The 23,893-nt window shown below is 46.4% G+C and carries 19 protein-coding genes; 1 reads left to right on the top strand and 18 read right to left on the bottom strand.

The genetic code is table 11. The features are described 5' to 3' along the window. Positions 1-321 precede the first annotated feature (321 nt). The 4 genes from B5F28_RS11460 to B5F28_RS11450 all read right to left on the bottom strand — a co-directional run bounded on the left by B5F28_RS11460 (position 322) and on the right by B5F28_RS11450 (position 3,846). The gene (locus tag B5F28_RS11460; RefSeq protein ID WP_087296024.1) at positions 322-2,238 is read right to left on the bottom strand and encodes a recombinase family protein; all 1,917 of its coding nucleotides are present in this window, start codon (positions 2,236-2,238) and stop codon (positions 322-324) included. Positions 2,239-2,310: 72 nt separating this feature from the next. After that, positions 2,311-2,448 (bottom strand): hypothetical protein, encoded by a 138-nt coding sequence (locus B5F28_RS14780; protein WP_158097588.1) that lies wholly within the window; start codon positions 2,446-2,448, stop codon positions 2,311-2,313. After that, on the bottom strand, positions 2,441-2,785 hold the full coding sequence (locus tag B5F28_RS11455) for a plasmid mobilization protein (RefSeq protein WP_087296023.1): 345 nt from the start codon (positions 2,783-2,785) through the stop codon (positions 2,441-2,443). Before B5F28_RS11455 ends, B5F28_RS14780 begins: the two co-directional genes overlap by 8 nt. Before the next feature lie 86 nt (positions 2,786-2,871). Further along, on the bottom strand, positions 2,872-3,846 hold the full coding sequence (locus B5F28_RS11450) for an AAA family ATPase (RefSeq protein WP_087296022.1): 975 nt from the start codon (positions 3,844-3,846) through the stop codon (positions 2,872-2,874). 418 nt (positions 3,847-4,264) lie between these two features. On the opposite strand from B5F28_RS11450, the gene B5F28_RS11445 reads away from it, so the two are divergent. Next, entirely contained in the window at positions 4,265-5,755 is a 1,491-nt protein-coding gene (locus tag B5F28_RS11445; protein ID WP_087296021.1) for a DUF6076 domain-containing protein, read from the top strand. A gap of 112 nt (positions 5,756-5,867) precedes the next feature. Here the strand turns inward: B5F28_RS11445 and B5F28_RS11440 are convergent, their stop codons facing one another. From B5F28_RS11440 to B5F28_RS14520, 14 genes are all read right to left on the bottom strand, one after another. Then, positions 5,868-6,902, bottom strand: coding sequence for a hypothetical protein (locus B5F28_RS11440; RefSeq protein WP_087296020.1), 1,035 nt, complete (start codon positions 6,900-6,902; stop codon positions 5,868-5,870). A 53-nt stretch (positions 6,903-6,955) separates the two neighbouring features. Further along, complete coding sequence (locus B5F28_RS11435; RefSeq protein WP_143424740.1) at positions 6,956-8,191, bottom strand: hypothetical protein; 1,236 nt, start codon at positions 8,189-8,191, stop codon at positions 6,956-6,958. Between the two features lie 219 nt (positions 8,192-8,410). Further along, on the bottom strand, positions 8,411-9,577 hold the full coding sequence (locus B5F28_RS11430; RefSeq protein ID WP_087296018.1) for a Fic family protein: 1,167 nt from the start codon (positions 9,575-9,577) through the stop codon (positions 8,411-8,413). 412 nt (positions 9,578-9,989) lie between these two features. Beyond that, complete coding sequence (locus B5F28_RS11425; RefSeq protein ID WP_087296017.1) at positions 9,990-11,123, bottom strand: helicase-related protein; 1,134 nt, start codon at positions 11,121-11,123, stop codon at positions 9,990-9,992. Then, positions 11,042-12,382 carry a DEAD/DEAH box helicase family protein gene (locus B5F28_RS14530; RefSeq protein ID WP_143424739.1) on the bottom strand — a complete coding sequence of 447 codons (1,341 nt, stop codon included), beginning with the start codon at positions 12,380-12,382 and terminating at the stop codon, positions 11,042-11,044. The genes B5F28_RS11425 and B5F28_RS14530 overlap by 82 nt, the downstream gene beginning before the upstream one ends. Then, positions 12,366-13,304 (bottom strand): Hachiman antiphage defense system protein HamA, encoded by a 939-nt coding sequence (locus tag B5F28_RS11420; protein ID WP_087296016.1) that lies wholly within the window; start codon positions 13,302-13,304, stop codon positions 12,366-12,368. Before B5F28_RS11420 ends, B5F28_RS14530 begins: the two co-directional genes overlap by 17 nt. Positions 13,305-13,851: 547 nt before the next feature. After that, entirely contained in the window at positions 13,852-14,634 is a 783-nt protein-coding gene (locus tag B5F28_RS11415; protein ID WP_087296015.1) for a hypothetical protein, read from the bottom strand. Positions 14,635-14,640: 6 nt separating this feature from the next. Then, the gene (locus tag B5F28_RS15435; RefSeq protein ID WP_481808396.1) at positions 14,641-14,958 is read right to left on the bottom strand and encodes a hypothetical protein; all 318 of its coding nucleotides are present in this window, start codon (positions 14,956-14,958) and stop codon (positions 14,641-14,643) included. Positions 14,959-14,972: 14 nt separating this feature from the next. Next, complete coding sequence (locus B5F28_RS14775) at positions 14,973-15,218, bottom strand: TIGR02391 family protein (protein WP_158097587.1); 246 nt, start codon at positions 15,216-15,218, stop codon at positions 14,973-14,975. Between the two features lie 146 nt (positions 15,219-15,364). After that, a complete protein-coding gene (locus B5F28_RS11405; protein ID WP_087296013.1) occupies positions 15,365-16,870 on the bottom strand; it encodes a restriction endonuclease subunit S in 1,506 nt (501 codons plus the stop codon). Beyond that, a complete protein-coding gene (locus tag B5F28_RS11400) occupies positions 16,867-18,345 on the bottom strand; it encodes a type I restriction-modification system subunit M (RefSeq protein ID WP_087296012.1) in 1,479 nt (492 codons plus the stop codon). The genes B5F28_RS11405 and B5F28_RS11400 overlap by 4 nt, the downstream gene beginning before the upstream one ends. Positions 18,346-18,358: 13 nt before the next feature. Further along, positions 18,359-20,908 (bottom strand): DUF4268 domain-containing protein, encoded by a 2,550-nt coding sequence (locus tag B5F28_RS11395; protein ID WP_087296011.1) that lies wholly within the window; start codon positions 20,906-20,908, stop codon positions 18,359-18,361. Between the two features lie 3 nt (positions 20,909-20,911). After that, a complete protein-coding gene (gene hsdR / locus B5F28_RS11390) occupies positions 20,912-23,254 on the bottom strand; it encodes an EcoAI/FtnUII family type I restriction enzme subunit R (protein ID WP_087296010.1) in 2,343 nt (780 codons plus the stop codon). A 209-nt stretch (positions 23,255-23,463) separates the two neighbouring features. Then, positions 23,464-23,730 (bottom strand): hypothetical protein, encoded by a 267-nt coding sequence (locus B5F28_RS14520; protein ID WP_143424737.1) that lies wholly within the window; start codon positions 23,728-23,730, stop codon positions 23,464-23,466. Positions 23,731-23,893: the final 163 nt, after the last annotated feature.

Raw genomic sequence — 23,893 nt, 5'->3', positions numbered from 1 at the left:
AACGTGTAGACGGCAGACTGTATTGACACGAAGGTGCACGGATCACAAACCATCGGCCGCAGTGAAAGGCGGGCACGAATACCCTTCCCTCTGCTTTTTCACGCCCGCCTTCATGCGCTTTTTCTTTTGCCGCCGCATCCGCAGAACAGCCGCATGCCTGGAATTGACGATTTCCGTACTTATCCTTTAGAGCCGTATGTCTGCCAAAATCATTCGGCTGCTTTTCCTTTCGAGTATCCGTTACAACAGGGCCGTTCCTGCACGTAAGCACTCAACCAAAAATCCCCCTGCGCTGTTTCCAGCGGCAGGGGGATTGGCGTATTACAGGTATACTTCCAGGTCGATGTCATGCCATCGGCTGGGCTTTACCACGCAATTTCGCGCTTTTTGGAACGCATGGGCGTCCTCAAAGTGCAGCGTCAGCTGCATGAGCCCGATCGGATTACTTCCGGGGGTTCTTGATGGCTGCCTGCCCTGTTCCAATTCTGCCGCTGATATGTCCCCATTCGGGTTTCCCTCCCGATCCAACAGGAAGGGCCGGTCGGGCGGTTCGTCTTGTATGTCGGGCCATGCGCCCGGGAATAAATTGCTTTCCAGCGAGATGCGGGGGTATTCCTTTCGCCCGGTGGCTTCACAGAAAACCGTCTGGGACTGCGGGGCCAGATCCAGCACCCAGGCAAATCGGGTGCCGTCTATGGGAACCACCTTCTTCACGAAGGTCTGAATGAACCACTCGCTCACCTTGCCGTCGGTGAAGGTCACCGCTTCGCACAGGGAAGCCTCGATGGCGTCGATGTCCAGCCCGCCGTCCTGGCTGTCTCGGGCCAGCAGCTCCTCCCGCTCCCGGGTGGCCCGGCTCTGCTGGGCGCTGATCTCGTTGCTCTGTTCCAGAAACTGCTTCAGGGTAATCTGATTGGATGCCTTCATCAGAATCAGGTTGTTCAGCTTTTCGTTCAGCCCGTCGATGCGTTTGTCCAGTGCGTTCAGCTTGGCCGGATCGGCGGTCTCCCGCTGGTAGCAGGCGCTCAGCATCCGGCAGGCCTCCAGCACTACCTCCCGGCGACTGCCCCACACGGCTTCAAAGATTTTCACTGCCATCAGCTCCAGCTTCCACTCCGGAAAATCCTTTAAATCACAGAGTCCCTCCGGCAGTCCGTGCTGCTGCAAAAACTGAAGGCTGCGCTTGGTGTGGCGGTAACACTCAAAGCCCCAGGTCTGGGTGCCGTCCGCCTTGGTCTGCCACAGACAGCGGCGGAATTTTGCCCCGCAGCTGCACACCAGCTTGGTGACCCACACGTTTTTTGCAATGGTGCCGCCATACCGGCGGGGCTTTCCGTTTTCGTCCAGCAGGTGGCGGGTGCGCCCTTTCCGGATGGCGTTGCATTTGTACCACAGCTCCTCGTCGATAATGGCGGGAAAATCCCCCTTCACCATCACATAGGTGTCCTCGTCGGTGTTGTTCACCCGCCGGTGCTCCAGATAATCCACCGTCCGGGAGCGGTTGTACACGCAGTAGCCCATGTAGGTGGCTTTCCGCAGCACCCGGGTCACCTTGCTGGCATCCCAGTTCACATGCCCGGCCCCATCCTTGCGCCCCTTTTCCATTAAGGTTTTGGCCACCTTGGTCAGGCCGTCCCCGGTGGCGTACTGCTCAAAAATCATCCGCACGGTTTCGGCCTGCTCCTCGTTGATGACGTAGGTGTTGTTGGCCTTGTCCAGATCATAGCCCAGAATATTTCCGTTGCCGTACAGCACCTTCTTTTCCCGGCTCATCCGCTGCCCGGCCAGCACCCGCTCACTGATCTTGCGGCTTTCTTCCTGAGCCAGCGTGGCCATCAGCGACAGGCGGAGCTCACCGTCGTTGTCCATGGTCCAGATGCCGTCGGCGGCAAAGTAAACCTCCACGCCCAGCTTGGCCAGTTCCCGGGTGTAGGAAAGGGTATCCACCGTGTTCCGGGCAAAGCGGCAGACCTCGCGGGTTACGATCAGGTCGAATTTTCCGCTTTTGGCGTCCTCGATCATCCGCAGAAAGGATGGCCGTTTTTTCGCCTGCGTTCCGGTGATGCCCTCATCCACATATTGATCCACCACCGTCCAGTTGGGATGGCTGGAGGCCAGCTCCTGATACCATTCCATCTGATTGTCCAGCGCGGAAATCTGAGCCTCATGTTCAGTGGATACCCGCCCGTAAAATACCACCTTGCGCGGGCGGGCCCGGTCTTGTTTGATGTTGTTCATAGAACTGTCCTCCTTTTGTATGCGCCCATTGTAGCGCAGCTTTTTCTCCCTGAGAAATGTACAAATCCAAATTCACTGTTCGGATGAGGGCGGTGCGCCGTAGGTGGCGCAGACACATTCGTAGGTCGCCCGGTTGATGGCTCCCTGCTCATACAGCAGAGCGATCAGCTTGAGGGCAATGTATCGGGAATCCACCACGGCGTCAGGCATTGTTGCTCGCCTCGCTTTCCATGGGGATGGCCTGCCGGGGCAACACCGCGTACTGCATCGCCAGCAGGGTGTGGTCCAGAGCCTGCAAGGTGTTTTGCAGGGCAAAGGGATCAGTGCCGTTTTCCGGCCGCGCCGGGGCATTGATCAGGCAGAGCTGAATCTGCCGGAGCTGGCGCATCAGTGCGCGGTAATCGGCAGGCGGAAGCTCCACCGGTACCCGGTGTGAGATCAGCAGACGGAGATAGGTTTCCCGGGACAGGCCGGTTTTGGCCACATTGTCATTCAGGCGGGCCAGTTCGCCCTCGGTCAGGCGGATTTTTACTTCTTTCTTTTTCATCAATGGTTCCTCTATTGCAACAACGCAACAATGCACGAGTCAGCAGCCTTTGCTGCCTTCGCATGATGCGCTGTGTGATTTCATGGTTATTCTTCCAGCTGCCACAGCCAGCCGTCTTTGATTCGGATGCTCTTGATGGGCAGATTGCTTTTGGCCAGCTCCACGGTCCGTTTGCTGATGCCCTGCCGGGAAAAATGCAGGATGATATCCTTGTGACTCACCGGGCCATTTTGCAGCAGCTGCAAAAGCCCTTGTTCCGCCTGCTGCTGTTTTGTGGGCGCTGCAGGCCCCTGATTGCTGTTCAGCAGCTGGTCTGCATCCGCTTCTTCCAGCTGGTCGAGCCATTCCACATGGTCGGTCACCTCCAGCAGCAGTCCATTGCCTACGGGGGCAAGATTGCTCTTGACCGGCACCAGCACCCGCTGGGTGGGGGACTTGCGGTATTGGGTCACTGTGAGGATGGAGCGCACCGCACCAGCCACATCAATAGAACCGCTGGTGCGGTACAAAGCTGAGGTCCCGTTCATCTTGTTCATGTGTGCCACGATCAGAACGGCGCAGCCGGTGCGCTGGGCCATGGAGTACAGGCTGCGGAAGGCGCTGCGCACCTCGTTGGCCTGGTTCATGCTGACCGATTCGCCAATGTACGCGGAAAGCGGGTCCAGAATCAGAAGACGGGCATTTTCCTGCCGGACGGCGGCTTCCAGCCGGGTGTCATCGAAACGCAGTGGCGTTTTTGACTCGTCGATGATCTTGATGCGGGTGCAGTCTGCCTGCGCCCGCTCCAGACGGGGCTTTATGGTGTCGGCAATTCCATCTTCCGATGTCTGGTAAAGAATTGTAATCGGTTCGTTTGCCTGCGGGGAAAAGGGGAGAGTTGCACCGGTGGAAAGCATTGCCGCCAGTGACAGCGCCACCATGGTTTTGCCGCAGCCCGGGTCGCCCTGTAAAATTGTAATTTTTCCATAGGGAATGTAAGGATACCAAAGCCAGTTCACCTCCTCGGTTGGAATGTCTGCAAAGCAGAGGATTTCTTGGTCGTTCGTGAGGGTCACCTCCATTAATATTAAATTTCACGAACCCGTCCCGCCGCGCAGCGGGCAGGATGATAGGCCCTGCGTGGCTGCGCGGACGCGACGGGAACGCGGATCATTGGGGAACATGGATATTCAGTTGTCAAGGTGCCGTGAACACAAGATACCACGGCTTGACCGAAAATGCTATATGTGTTATCTTGAATTCATGTAATGTTGAAATTACACATCAAATTCGCGCCGATACACATGAAAAAACGGCCTTGTTGAGCCATTTTTTGAAGTTTTTCAAAAAAGCGAGGATTTTACCATGTCCACAAGTTTTGTGTTTCGTTTCCAGGAAAAACAGCTGTGTCTGCCCATCCTGATACACCGCAATCCGCCCTCGGAGCAGACAAAAAAAGAACCCCGCCGAAGCGGGGAACGGAGATCTGTAATCGAAGTGATGAAGCAGATTCAGCAGAACATGAAAGATCCGGAGTATGTGGAACACAACCAGTCCCGGATCTGGATCGAAGAATCCTGTGCTTTGGGCGATCTGGTGTTTGCCGGGCTGGATATGCCCTGGCAGGAATTCTACCAGAAGGCCCAGTCGCTGCTCCAGCAGTTTTCCGGGTGCGCGATTTCGGTCAATGCGGAGCTGCTGGAACAGACGGACTGGCGGAATTACCAGCCCCCGGCATCAGCTGAACCCGCTGCTGCCGAGACGAAAAAACGGAGATCGTTTTTCAGCCGGTTCTCCAAAGCGCCGGAAGAGGCGCGCGCTGTAGAACCCCAGCCGGAACCGAAACAACCGGGCCGCAGCATCCGGCAGGCATTGGAGCATCCGGAACAGGCCCTTTATTATCAGTTGGCCCGGCTGTATCAGGAAATCCAAACCGCGCTGGGGGATTATCCGGCCATGCATATCTTGCTGGAGCGGTATTGCACCCAGGCTGCCTCGGACGTTTACCACCAGATGCTGAAAAGGCTGGGGTTCCACAACCTGACGCCAGAAGAGCAGGGTCTGGTTGCGGAAAATGGATTCGGCAGGATTCTTCAGCAGGAGATCCAGCTCTGCTATGCGCTGGAACAGTCCAGCGAGTGTGTAGAGCGGTACCTGACCTGCTGGCCCCAGCCGGATGCAACCATGGTGAATTATGCCGACATGGATGACCGGGAGTTGAGTGCCGCCGCGTATACCTCGCTCACTTTGCTGGCCGGTCAGCTGAAACAGCTGGCAAGTTTTCAACCATCTCTTGCAAGTCTGGTGGAATACACACTGGCCGCGGCGGATAGCGACCCGGAAAAACCGGCAGATTACCGCTATGGAGATGCGCTGATTACAAACCATCGGGCCGCAGTGGAAGGGAACCGGCTGTACGAAAAGCTCCACATGCGGATGCTGGGGCGACTGTCCATGCCGAAAGAAGATCCGAAAGCCCGAAAGCATCCAGACATCGCCAGCCGTTCCTATCTGGTGGCAGATTGCCTCACTTCGGTGGTGATGGCGGAATTCGTGCAGATGTGCGCTCAGCACCAGACCGTCCGCCCCTGCCAGCGATGCGGCAAGTTGTTCGTGCCCTTCAGCGGAACCGCAAAATATTGCAGCCGGACAGCACCCAATCAGGGGAAATGCACCTGCAAAAAAGCCGCCTCAGACGAGGCGGCAGAACAGAGCCAGCGGGAAAACCCGGCCCTGAAACTCTATACCAAAATCGGCAACCGGCTCAACACCGGCCTTTCCCGTGTGGAAGGGCTTACCGCCGAACGCCGCAGCAAGGTGATGAAATGCTGGCGGGCAGAGGTGAAACCGCTGGTGCAGCAGTTCTCAGCCGAAGGGGAAGACTTCGACGCCGCGGCATTCGAGCAGCTGCTGACCGACCATTTCGACGATGTATGGAATCGCAAGAAAACGGAATGGGCCAAAAAGAAGAGGGGAAAGCAAACGGATTGAACGACACTGACCTTCATGGAGGAACTGAAATGAAAAAGATTATCCGAAATGCCATCCGGTTCAAATTCTGTGGTAAGGAAATGGGAGCAGTGCTAGTCCGTTGGTCCCTAAATCAAAGTGGTACTTTTAACCTCTTCTTTTCATCATCGATTAGTAATTGAAAGTATTTATGTGAATCTTCTCCAAAATCAGGACGTTTCCTGTTTTCAGTATTTTTTTCAATAAACTCTATCAATTCTCCATATTCCTTTTTAGAAAACACATTGAAAAGCACCCCATTCCAACCGTGAGGGTTGTTTTTATATATAAAAATCCGTTTTAACAGAACATCATTAGTCGCAAACATAAATTCTTCCGGATAATCATCGGGATGCTCATAAAATACACTCCAGTTAGTCAAATAGGATATGTCCCATGCTTGGTTTTCACATCCTGCAATGACTTTTTCTATATCTTTTGAGTTTGCGTTTTGAGGAGCCTTAATATTTTCACACCCCGCAAATAAAAGGGTAACATACACCAACATGTATTCACCAATTAACAAATTGTCGCAAGTCCATTGAAAAAATTCGCGAACTTTTTCCGCAGCGCTCAGTTTCTTATCCCGATATAGCCATACAGCATGAAGTAGAGATGCCAATGCCATATCATAGTGATCACCACCCGCTGCATAATCGACGGTAATATTCTGCGCTAATGCTTGAGAAAAAGTTATAGGCGGGATTTTTGTGATACGCCCTTCGGCAAGAGCCACCCATAGTTGTGCCGAGTAGGCGCTCATAATCTCTTGAAATCTTTGAATTTCAAGCAGTCCACTTTTTTGACACTGCAATTGACTTGCTCGTTCCATAACAGCCAATCCGGAACTAACTTCCATCCCATTGAGTGCTGCCCACGCCATTATTAATGCAACACGCTGTGCCTCTGCACGATTTTTCAATTCTCCCTGTTCACATAATTTAAAAAGGCTAATCAATATGTTTCTGTCCAAGAACAGGGAACACGGTTTTTGGGCTTTTGATTTAAAGAACTTCCCATAATCGAATTTGCCAAATGGAGCAATAGAAGGGTGGAAAATGAGTTGCAATTTTTGGATAGCGTCCCAAACAAAACTTATGTCATTATCATCCACTACTAAAATATCCATATTATTCTCCATCAATATTTAGGGTCACTGTAAAACATTATCAAGATGTCATATTATTGCTCAAATCCTTCTTCGTACTCTTTTTTCATCTCCTCCATACGTTCTTTTATCCTTTCCGCTCGCCCATTACCACTCGATACTTTAAAAATTGGCCTCACTTGCCATATGCTCCCGGGCACTTTTCTCCATGCACTAATTTCAGGTGCTATTGCGTGAGCAAAAGCCATATCAGACAACGAAGCACAAAAATTCTTTTTGTGTGCCTCGTATCCCAAAATCCTCCAAGCGGTATAGTATGCAACAGCAAGGAATGTTTCCCCGTCGATTGAGGAAACATCACAGGAATACATTGTTTTAATCTCTTTACTTGCATTGTCTCGGACAATGGGACTGAAAGAATAATTTTCTATTCCATAGGGACGTCCATTAAAAGCCTCGAATAATAAATCCATGGCTAAATACTCGTAAAGTTTTAAATGCCTTTTTTGAATTTGGCGTTTCATGTCGCCTACACGAAAAGCATACACTTTCGGAATTCTTTCCGTTATGGAGCTATTCAGACACAAAATCACATAATTAACCGCAGACTTTTCTATTATCCCTTCTATAAGTGTAATGATTTCCGAAAACAATGGAACTTCTCCAATCTTGCATGCGCGTATACCCTTGTTATCGAATTTCATCAAAGAAAAGAATTCTGCATAGAGATCAATGAGCAGTGCTATTTCAATTTTTTCTCCCGGCTGTGCAATTTTTCTTAGGTTTTCTTGATATGTCGGTATGCTCTTTACATGCGTTTCAAGATTCTGCTGCAAGGATGCTAACAACGAGCGATAATTTGAGCGTATCACCTTTTGCATATGTTCGCCTGCTAAATCAAAAAGATCTTGAGCCGCCTCTTCAAAAAACTCTTCCGGTAACATTCCGTTCTCATCCAAGTAATTATTCCATTTTTCATACACATCGCGTTTCTTTTTATCTAAAACTGGAGCCACTGAAGCGATTCGCGAAGATTGAGTTTTTTTCCCCTTCTTAGGATGCTTTTTAATAGCCAAGTGATCTACTCGAAAATGTTCGATTCCCAGAAGGATACCTTTTTCCCCTTCTTTCTGAGGAGATATTCTCCTGACAAAATCAGGACGTTCTTCATGTGCACGATAAACATTTTCACCATCTAAGAGCTCAAGGATTTTTCGAGACTCACCTTTTTGTTGCTTTTTTGCCTCTACGGCTATTTGCAAGCAATGTAATTCTTGATATTTTTGATCATTTTCATGCAATGAACCCATATCTTATTTCTCCATAGTATTTCAGTATTTTATAAAATTATATCACATCCTTCGTTGTTCATCGCACTTTTGTGATTTTACTTCATCAACGAGGTGCTGCGCTTTTAAATTTTTTCTCTATTTGAACATAAACAAGAGGCACCCTCGTTAAAATATGTCAGTCGTTACACAATTACAAAATAGCCAGAGCCCGCTGGCAATTCAGTGGACTCTGGCTGCCTATATCACCTGGTATTTCACCCGGTTCCCATATCGTGTGGAAGCCAGCATCCCTAGGGACTCAAACTTCAGTACAAAACTACGGATGGTAGCATAGGCAGCATTGCCGAAATCCTTTTCCAGCTGCTTGGTAGAGAATTCTTCGTCCCCATAGCAGGAAAGGACAAACTGCCACAGAGCGGCTTCTTTTTCCGTGATTTGCCCTTGCGCTAAAGCCTCTTTAAAGGAATCCATTGCATGCCCCCCCATCTTGTTCTCGCCAAGCGGACGATACACCTGTTCAATGAAATAGGTAAGAAAAGGGGTCAGATCCACAATGCCACTAATTTCCTGATTTCGCTCCACCAGAGAAAATGCATTGTAGTAGCGATTGCGGCTTTCCTCCACATAACGGGAAAGGGGCACAAACAATGCAGACGAATACCCCTGCTGTACCAGATACCACAGGTGCAAAAGCCGGGCCATTCGTCCGTTTCCATCAAAATAGGGATGGAGATATGCCAGATAGAAATGAAGAATAGTAGCCTTTAGCAGGGCATTCGTTTCGGAATCCTCCTGGGCAAACTTGATCAGCGCAGCCATATACTCCGGCAATTTGGAGTACGGTAAACCAGTGTGTTCTACTTTGGCCCCTACCACATACACCGCATCATGTCGGTATCGGTTTCCAGGCAGAAGCTGGTCCTCTTCCGGCAAAAACTCTCCAATCGTCATCTGATACAACCGATACAAATTTTCCTCGGTGATCGTGTGAGATGGATCTGCAATAAATTCCAAGCCGCGTTTCATACCATAAACGCGGTGCTCATCTTCATTGCGAGGGGAGTGCCCCGCCAGAACTCGCCGTACACTTTCGCGCGTAGTATTGATCTGTTCAATCCGGAAAGTGGAAAGGATCTCATCCTCCATAGCTTTTGTGCCAAACAGGTGGTCGCTTCGCTGCGGAGTGAGAAGAATGCGCACTGCGGACAAGGAGACCTGGGTGACGCTTTCTAAAAGAACAATACGTTCTCCGTCAAAATCGTTCAGCGGCAACTCATGATAGAAATTCTCCTTTAGAAGTGCCACAAACTCCTGAAGATCTGCTTTAAGATATTTGTAGCCCAGTTTTTTTAGATCCGTTATGCTTTTGTCTGAAAGCATTTTCGCAAACAAGGAAGCATCCATCGAAAACTCCTCCAAAACTGATACAAATTGATACTAGTTAATATCAGTATACGCCGATTTTGCAGAAGATACAACCCAAAATGCCGAAGAGGTGCTCGGATCTGGAAGCACGTTTCTCTGTCAGTCCCAGACATTGGCCTCGATTAGCGAATCCTTATTTGCCCGCTGGATAGCTCGTTTTACAAAGTTATACAAAGTGTCCATTGTTTCATCAGAATACATATGCCCAAACTCTCCTTAATGTACTCGCAACTTTTATTGTATCTACCGGCACGCCATTTCAGAGTATTCAAATCCTCTGTATCAGTGACACCGAAATACTGAAAGAGCCGAAGTTTACAATCGATGGACTCCAGCAAACAGATTTCTGCAGTAACACAGTTGTTAAGATAGGGTAATACCTCGAGCCTCATCAAAATGTTCGCATCGCTTTAACAAAGAGAACGTTTTCATATTCATCAAGCAATTCCTTTATTGCTTGATAATGTTCTCTACAATATCTTTTTGCTTCAATAACGGACATATGGTTTAGTGCAGTATGTTTCTCTTCTATACGTCTGATAGCGTCTGTTGGAAATCCATATTCAATCAACGCTTCGCCTAATAAGGTTTTCACTCCCGTTTCATAGTATCTGCAAACTTTTGACAACGAAAAATTTTCAGCATTAACATTCTTTTTCTTTGCCACAAAAACAATAACGCTTTCAAAAAGTGACAATATCTTAGGAATTTTATGTTCTAAAACATCTCTGCGAGAATTAAATGCACGAGAATAAGCGTCATCCATTGTCTTTCGCTTTCCCTGTCGGTACATATTAATCTCATACTTAAGGATATCTCTAAATCCTCCTGAATAATAGTTATTTGCGATTGCCGAGAAGCGTTTTCCTGTGCTTTCATCAATTAGTCCCGCCTTGCAATAAGTATCAAGTATCTTTGAAATCCAACGAAAATGCAAAAAATTTTCAATATCAACTGAATATGTGATCCAGTTAGAGTATTTTGAAAACTCTGTGTCATCAAGCAACGTCCGGGCTAATTTTTCTTGATTATCTCGCGAAATAGTTCGGTTTATGATAAAGACCTCTTTCGGTAATATAAAGTTCTTTGCGATATCTTCACGTTCAATTTTTGCTTCTTTATTCTGTGTCGATAGATCTTGAATATCCGCATTATCCAAATCTATTACACTAATACTTTTGTCGGAGTATGTAACAAAATCCAGCGATAACGAGTTGGAATTTTCGATATCAAGAAGTTCTTTTGACATATAAAACACTCTGCCAACAAAGCAATGATAGTATCTCCCTGCTCGTCCTTTTATGTTTTTAATATCAAACGGCGTAAGTTTTTCTCCACCTTTTGATGCATTTAAAATCACCATATTTTGCGCATCGGTATTTACGCCTTCAACAATTGTTGATGTGCAAAACATAATATCAAATGTTCCATTATTGAATTGTTCTAAAATTTCTTGTTGAATATATTTTGGAAGTTTTCCGTGATGTATACCGAATCCTTTTTTAAGACTTGAACAAAGCTCCATTCATCCACAGAATGATCGACATCATACTCCTTTTTGATATGTTGAACAAATGACTTAAAGCTGTCAGGATAACTTTCATATATATCCCTCTCCACCCTGTCAGCCAATTTAACAGAATATTCCGCAGCTTTTCGTGGAGAATTACAATACAACAGTGTTTTCCCATATTTTCTGTTGTCAATATAAGAGACGACTCCCCTGATGCGATCGTTTATTTTGGTTCCATACGGAATTAAATTTGTATTTTTCGATTCTGGCAAGTATTCCGGCATTTTCTCTTCAATCTTTGCATTATAAGCATTGACCGCAATTCTCAAAGTAGGTTCAAAGTTAATTTCTTTTACTGTGATCTGATTACAACGCAAAAAACGAATCATGCCTATCCCAAAATTTTCTTGGGACAAATTAGGTCCTGCGAGGTAATATTCACTAACTCTTTTGGCGAGCAAATACAATGCTATCCGAAATGTTTTTCCTCTGTCTTCATTCAGGAATTCTTGTGCCGATTCTCCTGTCTTCGGTTTTCGCAAGCTTCTTACACTTTTTTTATCTTCATCTTCCTCGGTACCATCTGTGTAATAGTCTTCATCAATTTTATAAACTTCATCAAAGAAAAAGAAATCTATACATAAATCCGGAAAAGCCGCAATTAGTTGCAGTGCCCGCTCCGGAGTAAAGACAAATATATATTTCTTTTCATTATCAAGCGCCACATCAACTGTTTTAATAATTTCGTAGTCTAGCTCATTGTCCAAAACAAATTTCTGCATCATTCTGGCATTTTCCAGTAGTAAGGCAACAGTTGGAAAAACCAATAGAACATTACGATATTTGTCTTTATTTAAAAAAACAATTTCTCGCATTAGAAATGTTTTTCCATAAGAAGTGGGCGCACTAACAAGCAGTCTTCGGACAGGAAGTTTTTGAAAGAGGTCGATCACCTCTTGCTGACTTTTGTCCAAAATATTGTTTGAATAGACCTTTGATCTATAGAGATTAGTTATAGATGTTGCACTGATACTGCTTAAATATCCTGTTGAAGAAATTGGTTCTTCAGTGAATTCATTCAGCATATTGTAGCCAAATACCCGCATTTTCTGAGACGCAAGATAAAGGAGCTCTGCAATAATTTTATCTTTTTTTAATATTTTATTATCCGAAATCCAGCAAACAAGGTCGCGTAATACATTAACAGATTCAGTATCATCGGGATTGTAATTGTTTATTGCCAGGAGTAATTGACTAACATAGTCCTGCATAGAATCCTCGCTCCTTATCTCTCAATCTTTCAACACTTTCTATAGGAAATATATAAAAAATTATTTCCGGAGCAATTTGTTCAAATGAGTAAGCCTGTTTTGCGTAATACTGCCGAATCGATTCTACTTCTATTTGAATTTTATCAAAAATATCTTTTGCGTCAAAATATACACTATTTTCGCCATATGCGAGCAGACATGGGATTCGGATCTTTATATTACTTTTCTGAAAATGCTCAATCAGAGCATCGATGCGGCGGGAATCGTCTTTATCAATCATAATTGCATTAATACGATTGATTGCAGCCAAAATCTCTTTTGCATCATCTGTAATTTCGATTCGTTTGTCGCATATAAAGTAAATTTGTTTAGCCAAATATTCTTTAGTGTATTTGCTCAAAAGATCTTTGCTAATACTAGACTTACAGTAATCTTTCCCACCTAGCTTTGCTTGTCCAAGCCATAACGAAACACCTGTTTGATCCTTTGTGAAATATGAAAGGTCATATCCTTTTATTTCATTGTTATCATCCTGTCTCAATATTGTTCGAACCGCAAGCTTATATGCGTTTGGATTATATATTTGTATTAGCAAATCTAATAAAGCTTCGCTTGGTAAGCCATCTGTTATATCAGCTCGTTTGGGAAGTCTCTGTTTATAAGCATACTTTGCCGCATTTTCTAGTGACTCAAATAGATCTTCTTGATAAAGCCGGACAACCTCTTCCTCTCCAAATGCATAAAACAGTAAGTTGTGACGCATTAACGTTGCCAAGTCTTCTACGGCAGATTCAGAAACCGCATGGGCATATGGATTGAACTGATACTTGTTCTTGATGGGACAAAACGAAAAGATAATGCCTTTACTTTTCTGAACAATTTCCTTATCAAACAATTCTCGATATTGATTCTCTAAAGACATAGTTCTCCCCCACTCTATTTTATTGTTTTAATTCTTCAAAAGTGTTTTCTCCATAACCTTAAACTAACAATCCTACACTGTGCAAATTCGCAGAAGAACTTCATTATTTAATGCCCATTTCCCAATCTTAGTAACAGGTACTATCCTACCCCTTCATTTCCCTCCGAGTTCTCTATTCATATTATTAATTTATATATCGATAAACCAAATGCTCTGCCATCTTGCAGAGCATTTGGTTTATGCGGCCATGCCACTAAAATTTATTCAAATATCTTATATGCTTTTGCACAGCAATAATATATTCGGTAGAAATTCGCAAGAAAATTATATATTTCCACAGCTTTTAGCATTACTTAAAAGGATCACGACACTATATTTTTTATTGCATTTCTCAATCTTTCATCACACAACTTAAAACGCCTTCGGTAGTCTTTTCGCCATTTTACTTCCTCTCTACAGCCGCTCACACAGCCGGCAGCTGTTCCAATTTTCTCCAGTGCGCTTTTACGCATCAAGAATGATACAAAAACAACACCACACTACTTTATTAAATTTTTCTCCCTGCCATTTTTTTCATTTTGACGTACCCTTCGCATCCAATTACAGAAATGGAATTCAGCTTCTTTAATGCATTTTCTATACTAATTCTTATTTGCATGGGAGTATATCTATCAAGGGCACCTCTGTTCACTGCTGCAGTGATATCTTGTTTCTCTTTATTGTAAAGGCTCCAGAATTGGTCGTAATCCCTATTCCGATTTACAAAGCTGACTTGTTTCAGTAAATTTTCTACGGCTTGTTTCTGTTCGGCACTCATGCCATTCGGAATAGTTGCAATTAACCCGTTCACTGCAGCACTGAAATCAGCTGGATTTTGGGTACTTGAATTCAAAGCCTGTAAAACCGCAATTCCTTCCATCTGAATAATCATTTGCTGCGTGTAGAAAAAATAATTTTTCTGCAGGCTTTTCATCAATTCCTGCTGCTCAAGAATTTCAGTGGCACAATTATAAAATTCATCAATAGTGTTAAAACTGAAAGAATCCAATTTTCGAATAAAATAATGCTTATACTGGTTCCAGTAATCTGTCTTAAAAAGAATCTGCGATTCGTAAAAAGCCGAATCATTTAAAATGCCTTCCGAAATATACGAACCAATTTCTCTGATTCTTTTCTGCAAATCTTCAATTTGCATAATAATCAACGAAGCTGCTTCCGAAATTTTTCGGCGTTCCTGCGCCCAATACACAAAGAAGGCTGAAGCACCAACTACAACAAGCAGGATATTAAGCCAATTCGCACAAACGAATTCTCCAATTTTACCCCACATATATTCTCACCTTGTTCTTTCTTTTTTAATTCTTTTTGTTCTTCTCTTAAGCCAATGGATCAACCTCCAACGGTCAATACGAGTTGGCATTTTGTAATAAATTGCTCGATAATCAGTTTTTATTGGAATCCAATACGCTTTTTCAGTAGTACTGTGCCCCTCCAGCAACCTCAAGAAAAAGGAAGTTTCAATAATTATTGAAATAGCATTACTTGCACCTGATCCAATATGGTTATGCTGATATAGATTTCTAGGGCCTTGGAAAAAGCCCATAAGCATATATCTAATACCATCTTGTTCATTTCTATCTGATTCTGTTTTCAGGTCATTTATAGCGATTAGCGGAGCTTTTTTATTTCTCCCGTTTTCCTATCCACTTCAAAAGACAACGCCTTTGTGGCCAAATCAAACCCATGCGAATCCAAACCAGATTTTTTCTTAAGTCTATTTTCTAAGGTTACAAACGCTTCTCGTGCTGCCGCTTGAAACTCAGATTTATAAATCAGTTTCAAGGCATCTTTGAGAGCTGGATGCACATCATAAAATTCAAAAAATCTTTTTACAGCCTCCAAAGATTCGGGCATTAAACTTCCACAACATGGACAGTATTTGAAATCCTGATAGCCAAATCCATATGCACCGTCTTCGAACTTTTTAGGTTCCTTATATCTTGGCGGAAGTTTGCAATGATTGGGACAGGAGTATTTTTTCCTCTCAAAAGCTTTGCACCTCACTTTAGTCCTTCGCACAGCGGCAGCAGCTGTTCCAGTTTTTTGACGATACGTTTTTGCTCTTCAATGGGTGGGAGGGGGATTATTGTGTTTCTGATTACATCTTGTGAAATATTCTTCATTGATTCTGAAGTTCCTGTAGCTGCTGTACTAAACTGATTTCGAACCATCGAAGTTCGCAGTGCCCACAAAATATAGTATGAATACAACATTTTAGAAAAGTGCAGTCTCAACACCTTATCTGACAACATCAATTTTTTGCCAATTTGTTCTACGATTACGCAACCGCCTACTAAAGCTGCCGTGTTGGCACGACAAATTAAGAAGTCATTTTTGTGTATTGCATACTCATCCACCCAAAAATCATTTGAATAGCATGTCTTACTTTCGTTTTCTTGGAACTGCCCCCATGTTACAGCACTAACTTTAATGATTCCACACTTATCACCTGTCGGCGGGACCTCATCACATTTGAAGCTTTTTCCTGTATCAATATAGTGAAGGAGCGATCCTACTCTTACCCATTTCCAATTCTCCGGAATGTCAAAAGGTTTTTCATCGTCGGTGATTTCGGGCAAGAGCTTTTCTTTTTTGATTTTCTTTTCGGCAATCAGCCGCTGTTTTTCCTGCTGGATTTGGTCAAAGAGTTCCTCCGCCGTGCCTTCCTCGGGGCGCTGTTCCACCAGCTTGCCCTGGATGGCATATTGCAGAAGGGATTTTTTCATATCCTCCGGGAACCGGCTGTTGAACTGCTCCAGCTTGCTCCACGCCTGCTCGTAGCGGTCGATATAGGGCAGCAGCTCCTCAATTTTGGCAACAATCCGCTTTTGCTCGGCAGCGGGAGGTAAAGGGATTAAAAATTGCTCCAAACTTTTCGCAGCTAAATTTGGTTGAGCCGTTCCGTTATCATATTTTTTGATTTCCGAAAAAAATAACGGTGAATCTAAATATAGTAACAAAAATTCATCATCACATATATTTAAAAAGTAATTTCTCAAAATTACCAGCGACGATGCGATGGCTCCTTGGATAAATGGGTATACACCATGCTTCCCCAGTGAACCTCTAATACAAACTACCACATCATTTTTTTGCAGTTTACCATTACCTAATTTATCATACTGTATTTGTGATAAACACAATAAATTCTCATCTTCGACAACCGTTTTTCCATTCAAGTTTACTGCACTAATGAACGGAATACCTGTTTTTGAAAGTGTTGATTTTGCAGGATAATTTTTCCCTCTGTCACCGTTTAATATTGACCAAATCTGAGATAACCTCACCCACCTCCAGCTCTCCGGAATATCAAAGGGCTTTTCGTCCTCGGTGATTTCGGGCAGGGGCTTTTCCTTTTTGATTTTCTTCTCGGCAATCAGCCGCTGTTTTTCCTGCTGGATTTGGGCAAAAAGCTCCTCGGCGGTGCCTTCCTCGGGGCGCTGCTCCACCAGCTTGCCCTGAATGGCAAGCTGCAAAATGCTGTTTTTTAACTCCTGCGGGGTCATTCGGCATTCCCTCCCAACAGGCTGGTGATCTCCGCCAGCACCCGGTCAATTTCCGCATTGAGCGAGGCCCGCTGCTCCTCGTACCGCTGAATCAGGTCCATGGGGGCCAGAATCTCCTCCTCCTCGTGGGGATAGCCGCACTGGTCCAGATTGTAGCCCAGCTCCTCGGTGAGCTGCTGCGCCGTGTACTTCTTCGCCTTGTCAAAGCCGTCCTCGGCAAGCTCCTGCCGGTCGTTCCACCAGTCCAGCACCGGCTGGAAGTGCTCCATCTTCATGGGCTTTGTTTTGGAAAAATGCTTGTAGCCCTCCGGCATATCCAGCCGGTAAAACCAGGTCTCCTCGGTGGAGTGGGTGTTGTCAAAGAACAGGATGTTAGTGGTGATGGAGGTATAGGGCGAGAACACGCTGCCCGGCAGCCGGATGATGGTGTGCAGATTGAACTCCCGCATCAGCTTTTTCTTGATGTTCACCTTGGCGTTGTCGGTGCCGAACAGAAAGCCGTCCGGCAGGATCACCGCTGCCCGGCCATTCTTTTTCAGCCGATACATAATCACCGACATGAACAGGTCGGCGGTCTCGCTGCTGGCCAGGTCGCCAGGGAAATGGTTCTTTACGTCCGCTTTCTCATTGCCGCCATAGGGGGGATTCATCAGAACCACGTCCACCTTGTCGTCCTCGGTGTAGTCCAGCACATCGTGAAGCAGGGTGTTCGCGTGGTACACCTGGGGCACATCCAGCCCGTGAAGCAAAAGGTTGGTCACGCAGAGCATGTAAGGAAACTGCTTTTTCTCGATACCGTAAATGGAATTGCTGTATTTTTCAGCGTCGGCAGTACTTTTGATCTGCTTTTGCAGCTCCTTCAACCAGCTGATGATAAAACCGCCGGTGCCGCAGGCAAAGTCGGCCATGGTCTCGCCGATTTTGGGGCGGATGACCTGCGCCATAAAATCCGTAACCGCGCGGGGCGTGTAGAACTCACCAGCGGAACCGGCGCTTTGCAGCTCCTTCAGGATGGTCTCGTAAATCTCGCCAAAGGCGTGGCTCTCCTCATAGTCGCTGAAGTCCAGGTCGTCGATCACGTTGATGACCTGCCGCAGCAGCACGCCATCCTTCATGTAGTTGTTGGCATCGGCAAAGGTGGTCTGCACGATGGCCTTTTTGATGGGGGTGGACGCGCTCACCGGCAGGCTTTTCAGCGTGGGGAACAGCTTATTGTTCACAAAATCCAGCAGCCGGTCACCGGTGAGGGCGGTGCCGGATTTGTCATCGTGTGCCCAGTTCTGCCAGCGGCACTCCTCGGGAATGATGGACCGATACGCCTCATCATCCCATTCCCAGTCCTGTTCCTTTGCATCGTACACCTTCAAAAACAGCATCCAGGCAATCTGCTCGATGCGCTGTGCGTCGCCGTTGATGCCCGCATCGTTGCGCATGATGTCCCGCAGCCGTTTTACAAATCCCGTTAAATTGCTCATGGGTTATACCGCCTTAGTATTTTTGCTTTAAATAGGGAACAAATGCGTCATAGAACTTCTTGCTCCATTCCGCATGAAATTTTGCCATCTGGGTCCAGTCAGCCTCATTTTCAATGCTAACGCCTTCCAAGCGCACAAGAATATAAGATCCCTTCGTATTATCGCTCCGAAGCCACTCGACCGAACTTCCCAGCGTCGCTTCAATTTCATCTTTATGGCCGAACAAATAATCAAACGCTTCTTTGTTTCGCTCTTTGCTGACGTTTGCCAAGGTTAAATCCACCCTTGCCCGATTGTAGTTGGCAATACAAGAAATATTAAATCCGCCAATTCCGAAAAAGCCGCTCAGCCAATTCTCTTTGGAGGTTGTGCATCCAGAGAAGCATCCTCGCCCAGTTCCATCGTCATGTGCCTGCTGGATATACGGCAGCGCAAATGCCCAATACCTGCGTCTCAGTTCATATCTTGTACCTGCCTCTTGTTCTGCGGTATCCACGTTGGAGTCTTTGAGGTAGAATACCAAATCTGCTTCGTTTGCGCCGTATGCCTTAAAGAATTTGCGCAGCATGGAAATTTTGGTGGATGTGCTGGTATTTCTCTCAACGAAAATATCCGTATCAATCTCCAGTGCATTTCGCAAGTCCTGTGGGTTGTGGCTCACATATACATTCAAATCATTTGTATCATCTGTGGAATACGCCAACCTCGATAACACGGATTTATCCTCTGCATGGAGAATTTTCAAAATTTGCTCCATCATATCAATCCAGCTAGTAACGGGCTGTTCTGTATTTTTGTAACCAAAACGGACAATATCTCGACCACTCAAATCCACATCGTCATCCAGAGAATACGAATCTATCTGCTTTTCTTCTGGCTGGAAATTAGTTTCCGGCAGCGGCCAAATCACCAAGGCCTTCTGCATCAGAATTTGATTGCGTGTTTCCAGTTCCTCCAGCCCCCAATGATCCTGCTGGGCAATCCACACGTTCATATGTAGATGGCTGTCATGAAATCCGTTTTTCATATCACGCTTCTCCTGAAACGCACTATTGCTGTACTTGGAGTTATAGCCAGTCAGGGTAAGGTTTGCCAAACGATGTAACCAGGTTTCGTGAACAGCTTCATAATCTTCACCAAGTTCTTTGATCCAAACTGGCGTAAGATGCTGGGGCATGATATGCTCAATCGAGTATATACCATCATCAAACTGTTTATAGACATCCTGTACTTCCACAGTTCCACTGTTTTCAAAGCGCTCCAGCATATAGATTTTGTTTTTGCTGTTCATCTGGTAGACCGGACGCTTTTCAAACGCTTCAATGAATTCGCCATCATCAGGAAATCTGCCGCGATCTGATTTTGCTCGAAGTGCGTACTTGAACTTTTCCACATAATTGTTCTCGGTGCCATCATATCGAATGATTTCGCGATGCAGCATCAGAAAGATTTTATTTAAAGTATTAGTGGGCAGATCGCAAATTGCTCTGCGAAACAGGTAGTTCTCTGTATAGAGAAAAATTTCTTTTACATCGGACAGCGAAATCTTATTTTCTGATTGCAGGCGAAGAACTTCCAGAAAGAAAGGTCTGGTAACCGTTGTTTCCAAACGGTTTAGCCGATAAATACAGGAATTAAGTTCTTTGTCTGCAGTCTTTCCTTTGAGAAGAACTGCGTACCATTTAGCATAGCGTAAAAGCTCCTGCAGTAGATCCTCAACTTCCGTCCCGCTTTCTTCCACAAATGCTTTAAATGTGAAATACACCTTGCTCATGGCAGGAATGAGCTGTTGCTTTACGCTAAGATAATCCCGTACAAACAAGCTGACATCGTAGTCTGTACACACCTCAATTTTATTCCAGTACTTCTCGTAAAACTCTGCTTGCTGTTTGCTGGGTAACCCCATAAGAATGAAGTTTCTGATTTTATCGCCTTCGCTGAGCGCAACGCCGGTGGAGTTCAAACTTTCAAAGATTAACTGCGGATTATCGTCCTGGTTCAGGGTAATATTGATAATTTCCAGCTTTGTGATCGCCTCATAAAGTTCGTCCAGAGAGACCTCTTCTTTTTGGATACGAGAATAGAAATACTCATAGTTAATCGTAAGGTTAGAGTTTGGAATATGCTGAGACTGGTCATCAAACAATCGACCAAAGGCATCCCGATCGTTTTTTACCGGCTTTAATTTGATTCTGGTATCATCATCCTGCCATTCGTCAATCAAATATGTTTTGTAGATTTTCTCTGCTAAATTCCCTTTGGACGGTGTAAGAACGCCGTTTTTCATCAGATTGTACATTGCCAATAAGAGCAGCGAAATTGTGGTCAATCGCTGCTGCCCATCAATGACAAGGTACTCGTTGAATTCCCCATCATTATGAACCGATACAATGCTGCCAAAGAAATGGCTTTTACGTCCTCTTCTTACAACTTTGATCAAGTCATCATATAACTGTTTGCAATTTTCGGTTTTCCAATCATAATTTCTTTGATATACAGGGATGATAAAGCGTTTGTCCGATCCCTGCATATAAGAAACCAATTTCGTTTCTGAACCTTTCATAACTTACACTACCTCGTCCGTATAGATCGCCTGCTCCAGTTCCTCCACCGCTTTCAGGTAGCCCTGCTTGCCGCCGAAATACGAGGCGATCTTGGCAGGCTTCCCAATCCGGATGAAGGGATCCAACTTCAAAATCTCGGTTTTTTCAATTTCATAGATGCCGGTGTTCATGTACTTGTCCAGCAAGGCCTCCAGCACCTCGCGGGCCGCGCCGCTGTACTTACTGAAGAAGTCCCGCTTTTTCACGTTGTTGGCCCGCTCTCTGCGGGTGAGGGGCTTTTTGTCGAAGGCCACATGGCAGATGAAGTCGAAGTCATCCACATCCGCCATATTCTGCTCCGCCTTCATCAGTTCCAGGTCGATGCCCCGCTCGTGGAGCAGATTGCGGATCTGCTCCTTCTTCTCCTGCGCCGACCATTGCCGGATAAAGTTATCCAGCGACGCATATTCGCCCCGGATGTTTTCCTTGGTGTAGTCCACAATGCTTTCCTGCCGCAGCAGCTTGCCGTTTGCGTCATACACCGACACCGTCTTGTGAATGATCTGCACCTGGCAGCCGTCCCGGTCCACAATGGGCTTTTTCCGCGGCTCCGGCGGCGGGTCCTTGTCATCCCTGCCGTCTTTCTCCGGCGGGTCCTTGGGGTCAGCGGGCTTCGCGCCCGGCACAAAGCCCTCGTTGATTTCGATGGGGCCATCCCATTCCGGGTCGGCGAACAGGCGGGTCACATTGCGGAAATCCATGACCACAAAATGGGTCTTGCCCTCTTTTTCCCGCAGCCGGGTGCCGCGGCCAATGATCTGCTTAAACTCGGTCATGGAGCCGATCATCTCGTCCAGCACAATCAGCTTGGTCATCTTGCAGTCCGCTCCGGTGGACAGCAGCTTGGAGGTAGTGGCGATTACTGGATAAGGCGACGAAACCGAGATGAAATATTTCAGCTTTCCCTTGCCGTATTCATCCCCGCCGGTAATGCGCACCACATAGTCGGGATTCTCCTTCATCATATCCGCGTTGAGCTTTGCCAGCTCGTCCCTCATGCGCAGGGCTGCATCCTCAGTGGCGCAGAACACGATGGTCTTTGCCATGCGGTCGGTGCTTTTCAGATACCTGGTAATCTCCTCGGCCACCTGCCGGATGCGGTCCTCAATGATGATGTTGTAGTCGTAATCGCTGTTGGTGTAGACCCGGTCGGGAATCTCCTCGCCGTTGATGTCCCGCTGGCCCTTGCGCGGCCGCCAGCCCTCGCCGATGTCGGTCATCACGTTGATGACTTTGAAGGGCGCGAGGAAGCCGTCCTCGATGCCTTCCTTCAGGCTGTAAGTATAGACCGGCTCCCCAAAATAGCTGAGATTGGAGATGTACTTGGTCTCCTTGGGGGTGGCGGTCATGCCGATCTGGGTGGCCGACTGGAAATAATCCAGAATTCTGCGCCAGCGGCTTTCCTCCTTCGCGGAACCGCGGTGACACTCGTCCACGATAATCAGGTCGAAGAAGTCCGGCGTGAACAGCTCGCTGAAATGCTCCTGGTCATCCTCGCCCACCAGCTGCTGATACAGCGAGAAGTAAACCTCGTGGGAGGTGATGGTGCTTTTGTCATCCTTCGCCACGTTGATTTTGTGAGTGACCTTCTCCAGCGGGGCAAAGTCCTGCTGGATGGACTGGTCCACCAGAATGTTCCGGTCCGCCAGATACAGAATTTTTCGCTTCATGCCGCTTTGCAGAAGCCGATACACGATCTGGAAGGCGGTATAGGTCTTGCCCGTGCCGGTGGCCATGACCAGAAGAAGCCGCTGCTGCCCCCGGGCGATGGCATCCACCGTGCGGTTGATGGCATTGCGCTGGTAATAGCGCGGCGGGTAGGTGTTCTGGCTGGTATAGTAAGGCTGGGCCAGTATCTCCTCCTGGCGGGGCGTCATGCCGGATTCCTCTTTGTAGCGGGCAACCAGCTCCTGCTCGGTGGGGAAGTCGTCCAGACCGAACTCCCGCTCCTGCCCGGTGAGAAAATCATGCTCCACAAAGCCGTCGCCGTTGGAGCTGTAGGCAAAGGGCACATCCAGCATCTGGGCATAGGTCATCGCCTGCTGCAAGCCATGGGAAACGGGGTGGGTATTGTCCTTTGCTTCCACAACGGCAATGGGTTTTTCCGCATTCAGATACAGGATATAGTCCGCCCGCTTGGGCTTTTCCCGGAATACAAAGTTGCCCTTCAGGTTAATCCGGCCATCCGTGATGCGGGTTTCCATGGTGATCTTTTCCCGGGGCCATTTGGAAAGGAGCGCAGGGGTAATATACTGGAGTTTAATATCCTCCTCGCTCATCTGGTGCTTGGGCAGAACTGTATTCATATCGGGTTCCCTCCAGTTATTATTTTTAATTTACTATTGGGCCTCTATACTCTAAAAATGGGTGCTATATCTAACTAAAAACCATATAATTATTCATCTTTAATTATACCTATTCTTACCAAAATCACAACACACACTTCCTGATGTTGTTTCAATAAAGTTAATTTGCAGATCTAATCTCCTATGTGCAATATAAGCCCCCTATTACATCATTTTAAACATTCTTGTGTTATGGAATATATAATTTTTCCGCTTTTAATCGCCTGGTTCATTGCCTTAGCTGCTCCACCATAAGAACGGGTTACATATGTTACTACATAGTCTGCATGATCAATCATCCATTTGTTGCGCCAGGGGATAGCAAATCGTTTGGGAACAAGTTCAACTCCTTCAGGCAGTATGGCTTTCAGATAGCCACCCGAAGTGGCTTGGAATTTAGCTGATGGCATATATGCAAGAACAACGGCGTATTCCACTCCCGGATACGCCGTTGTTGTCTCCTTTAAAACAGAGTGAACTAAGCAGTCAAAATTCCCCTGATTGCCGACGTAAAACATAGTAATATTCGGGTCGGGCGAAACTAACCTTCAAGTGTCGGGAGTTCGCAGCCACACCTAGTCGGAAAAGATAAAGCCACTA

This window comes from Gemmiger sp. An194 (assembly GCF_002160145.1).
GTDB lineage: Bacteria > Bacillota > Clostridia > Oscillospirales > Ruminococcaceae > Allofournierella.
Note: the sequence above shows the minus strand (reverse complement) of the source record. Positions and strands in the feature narration are given on the sequence as shown.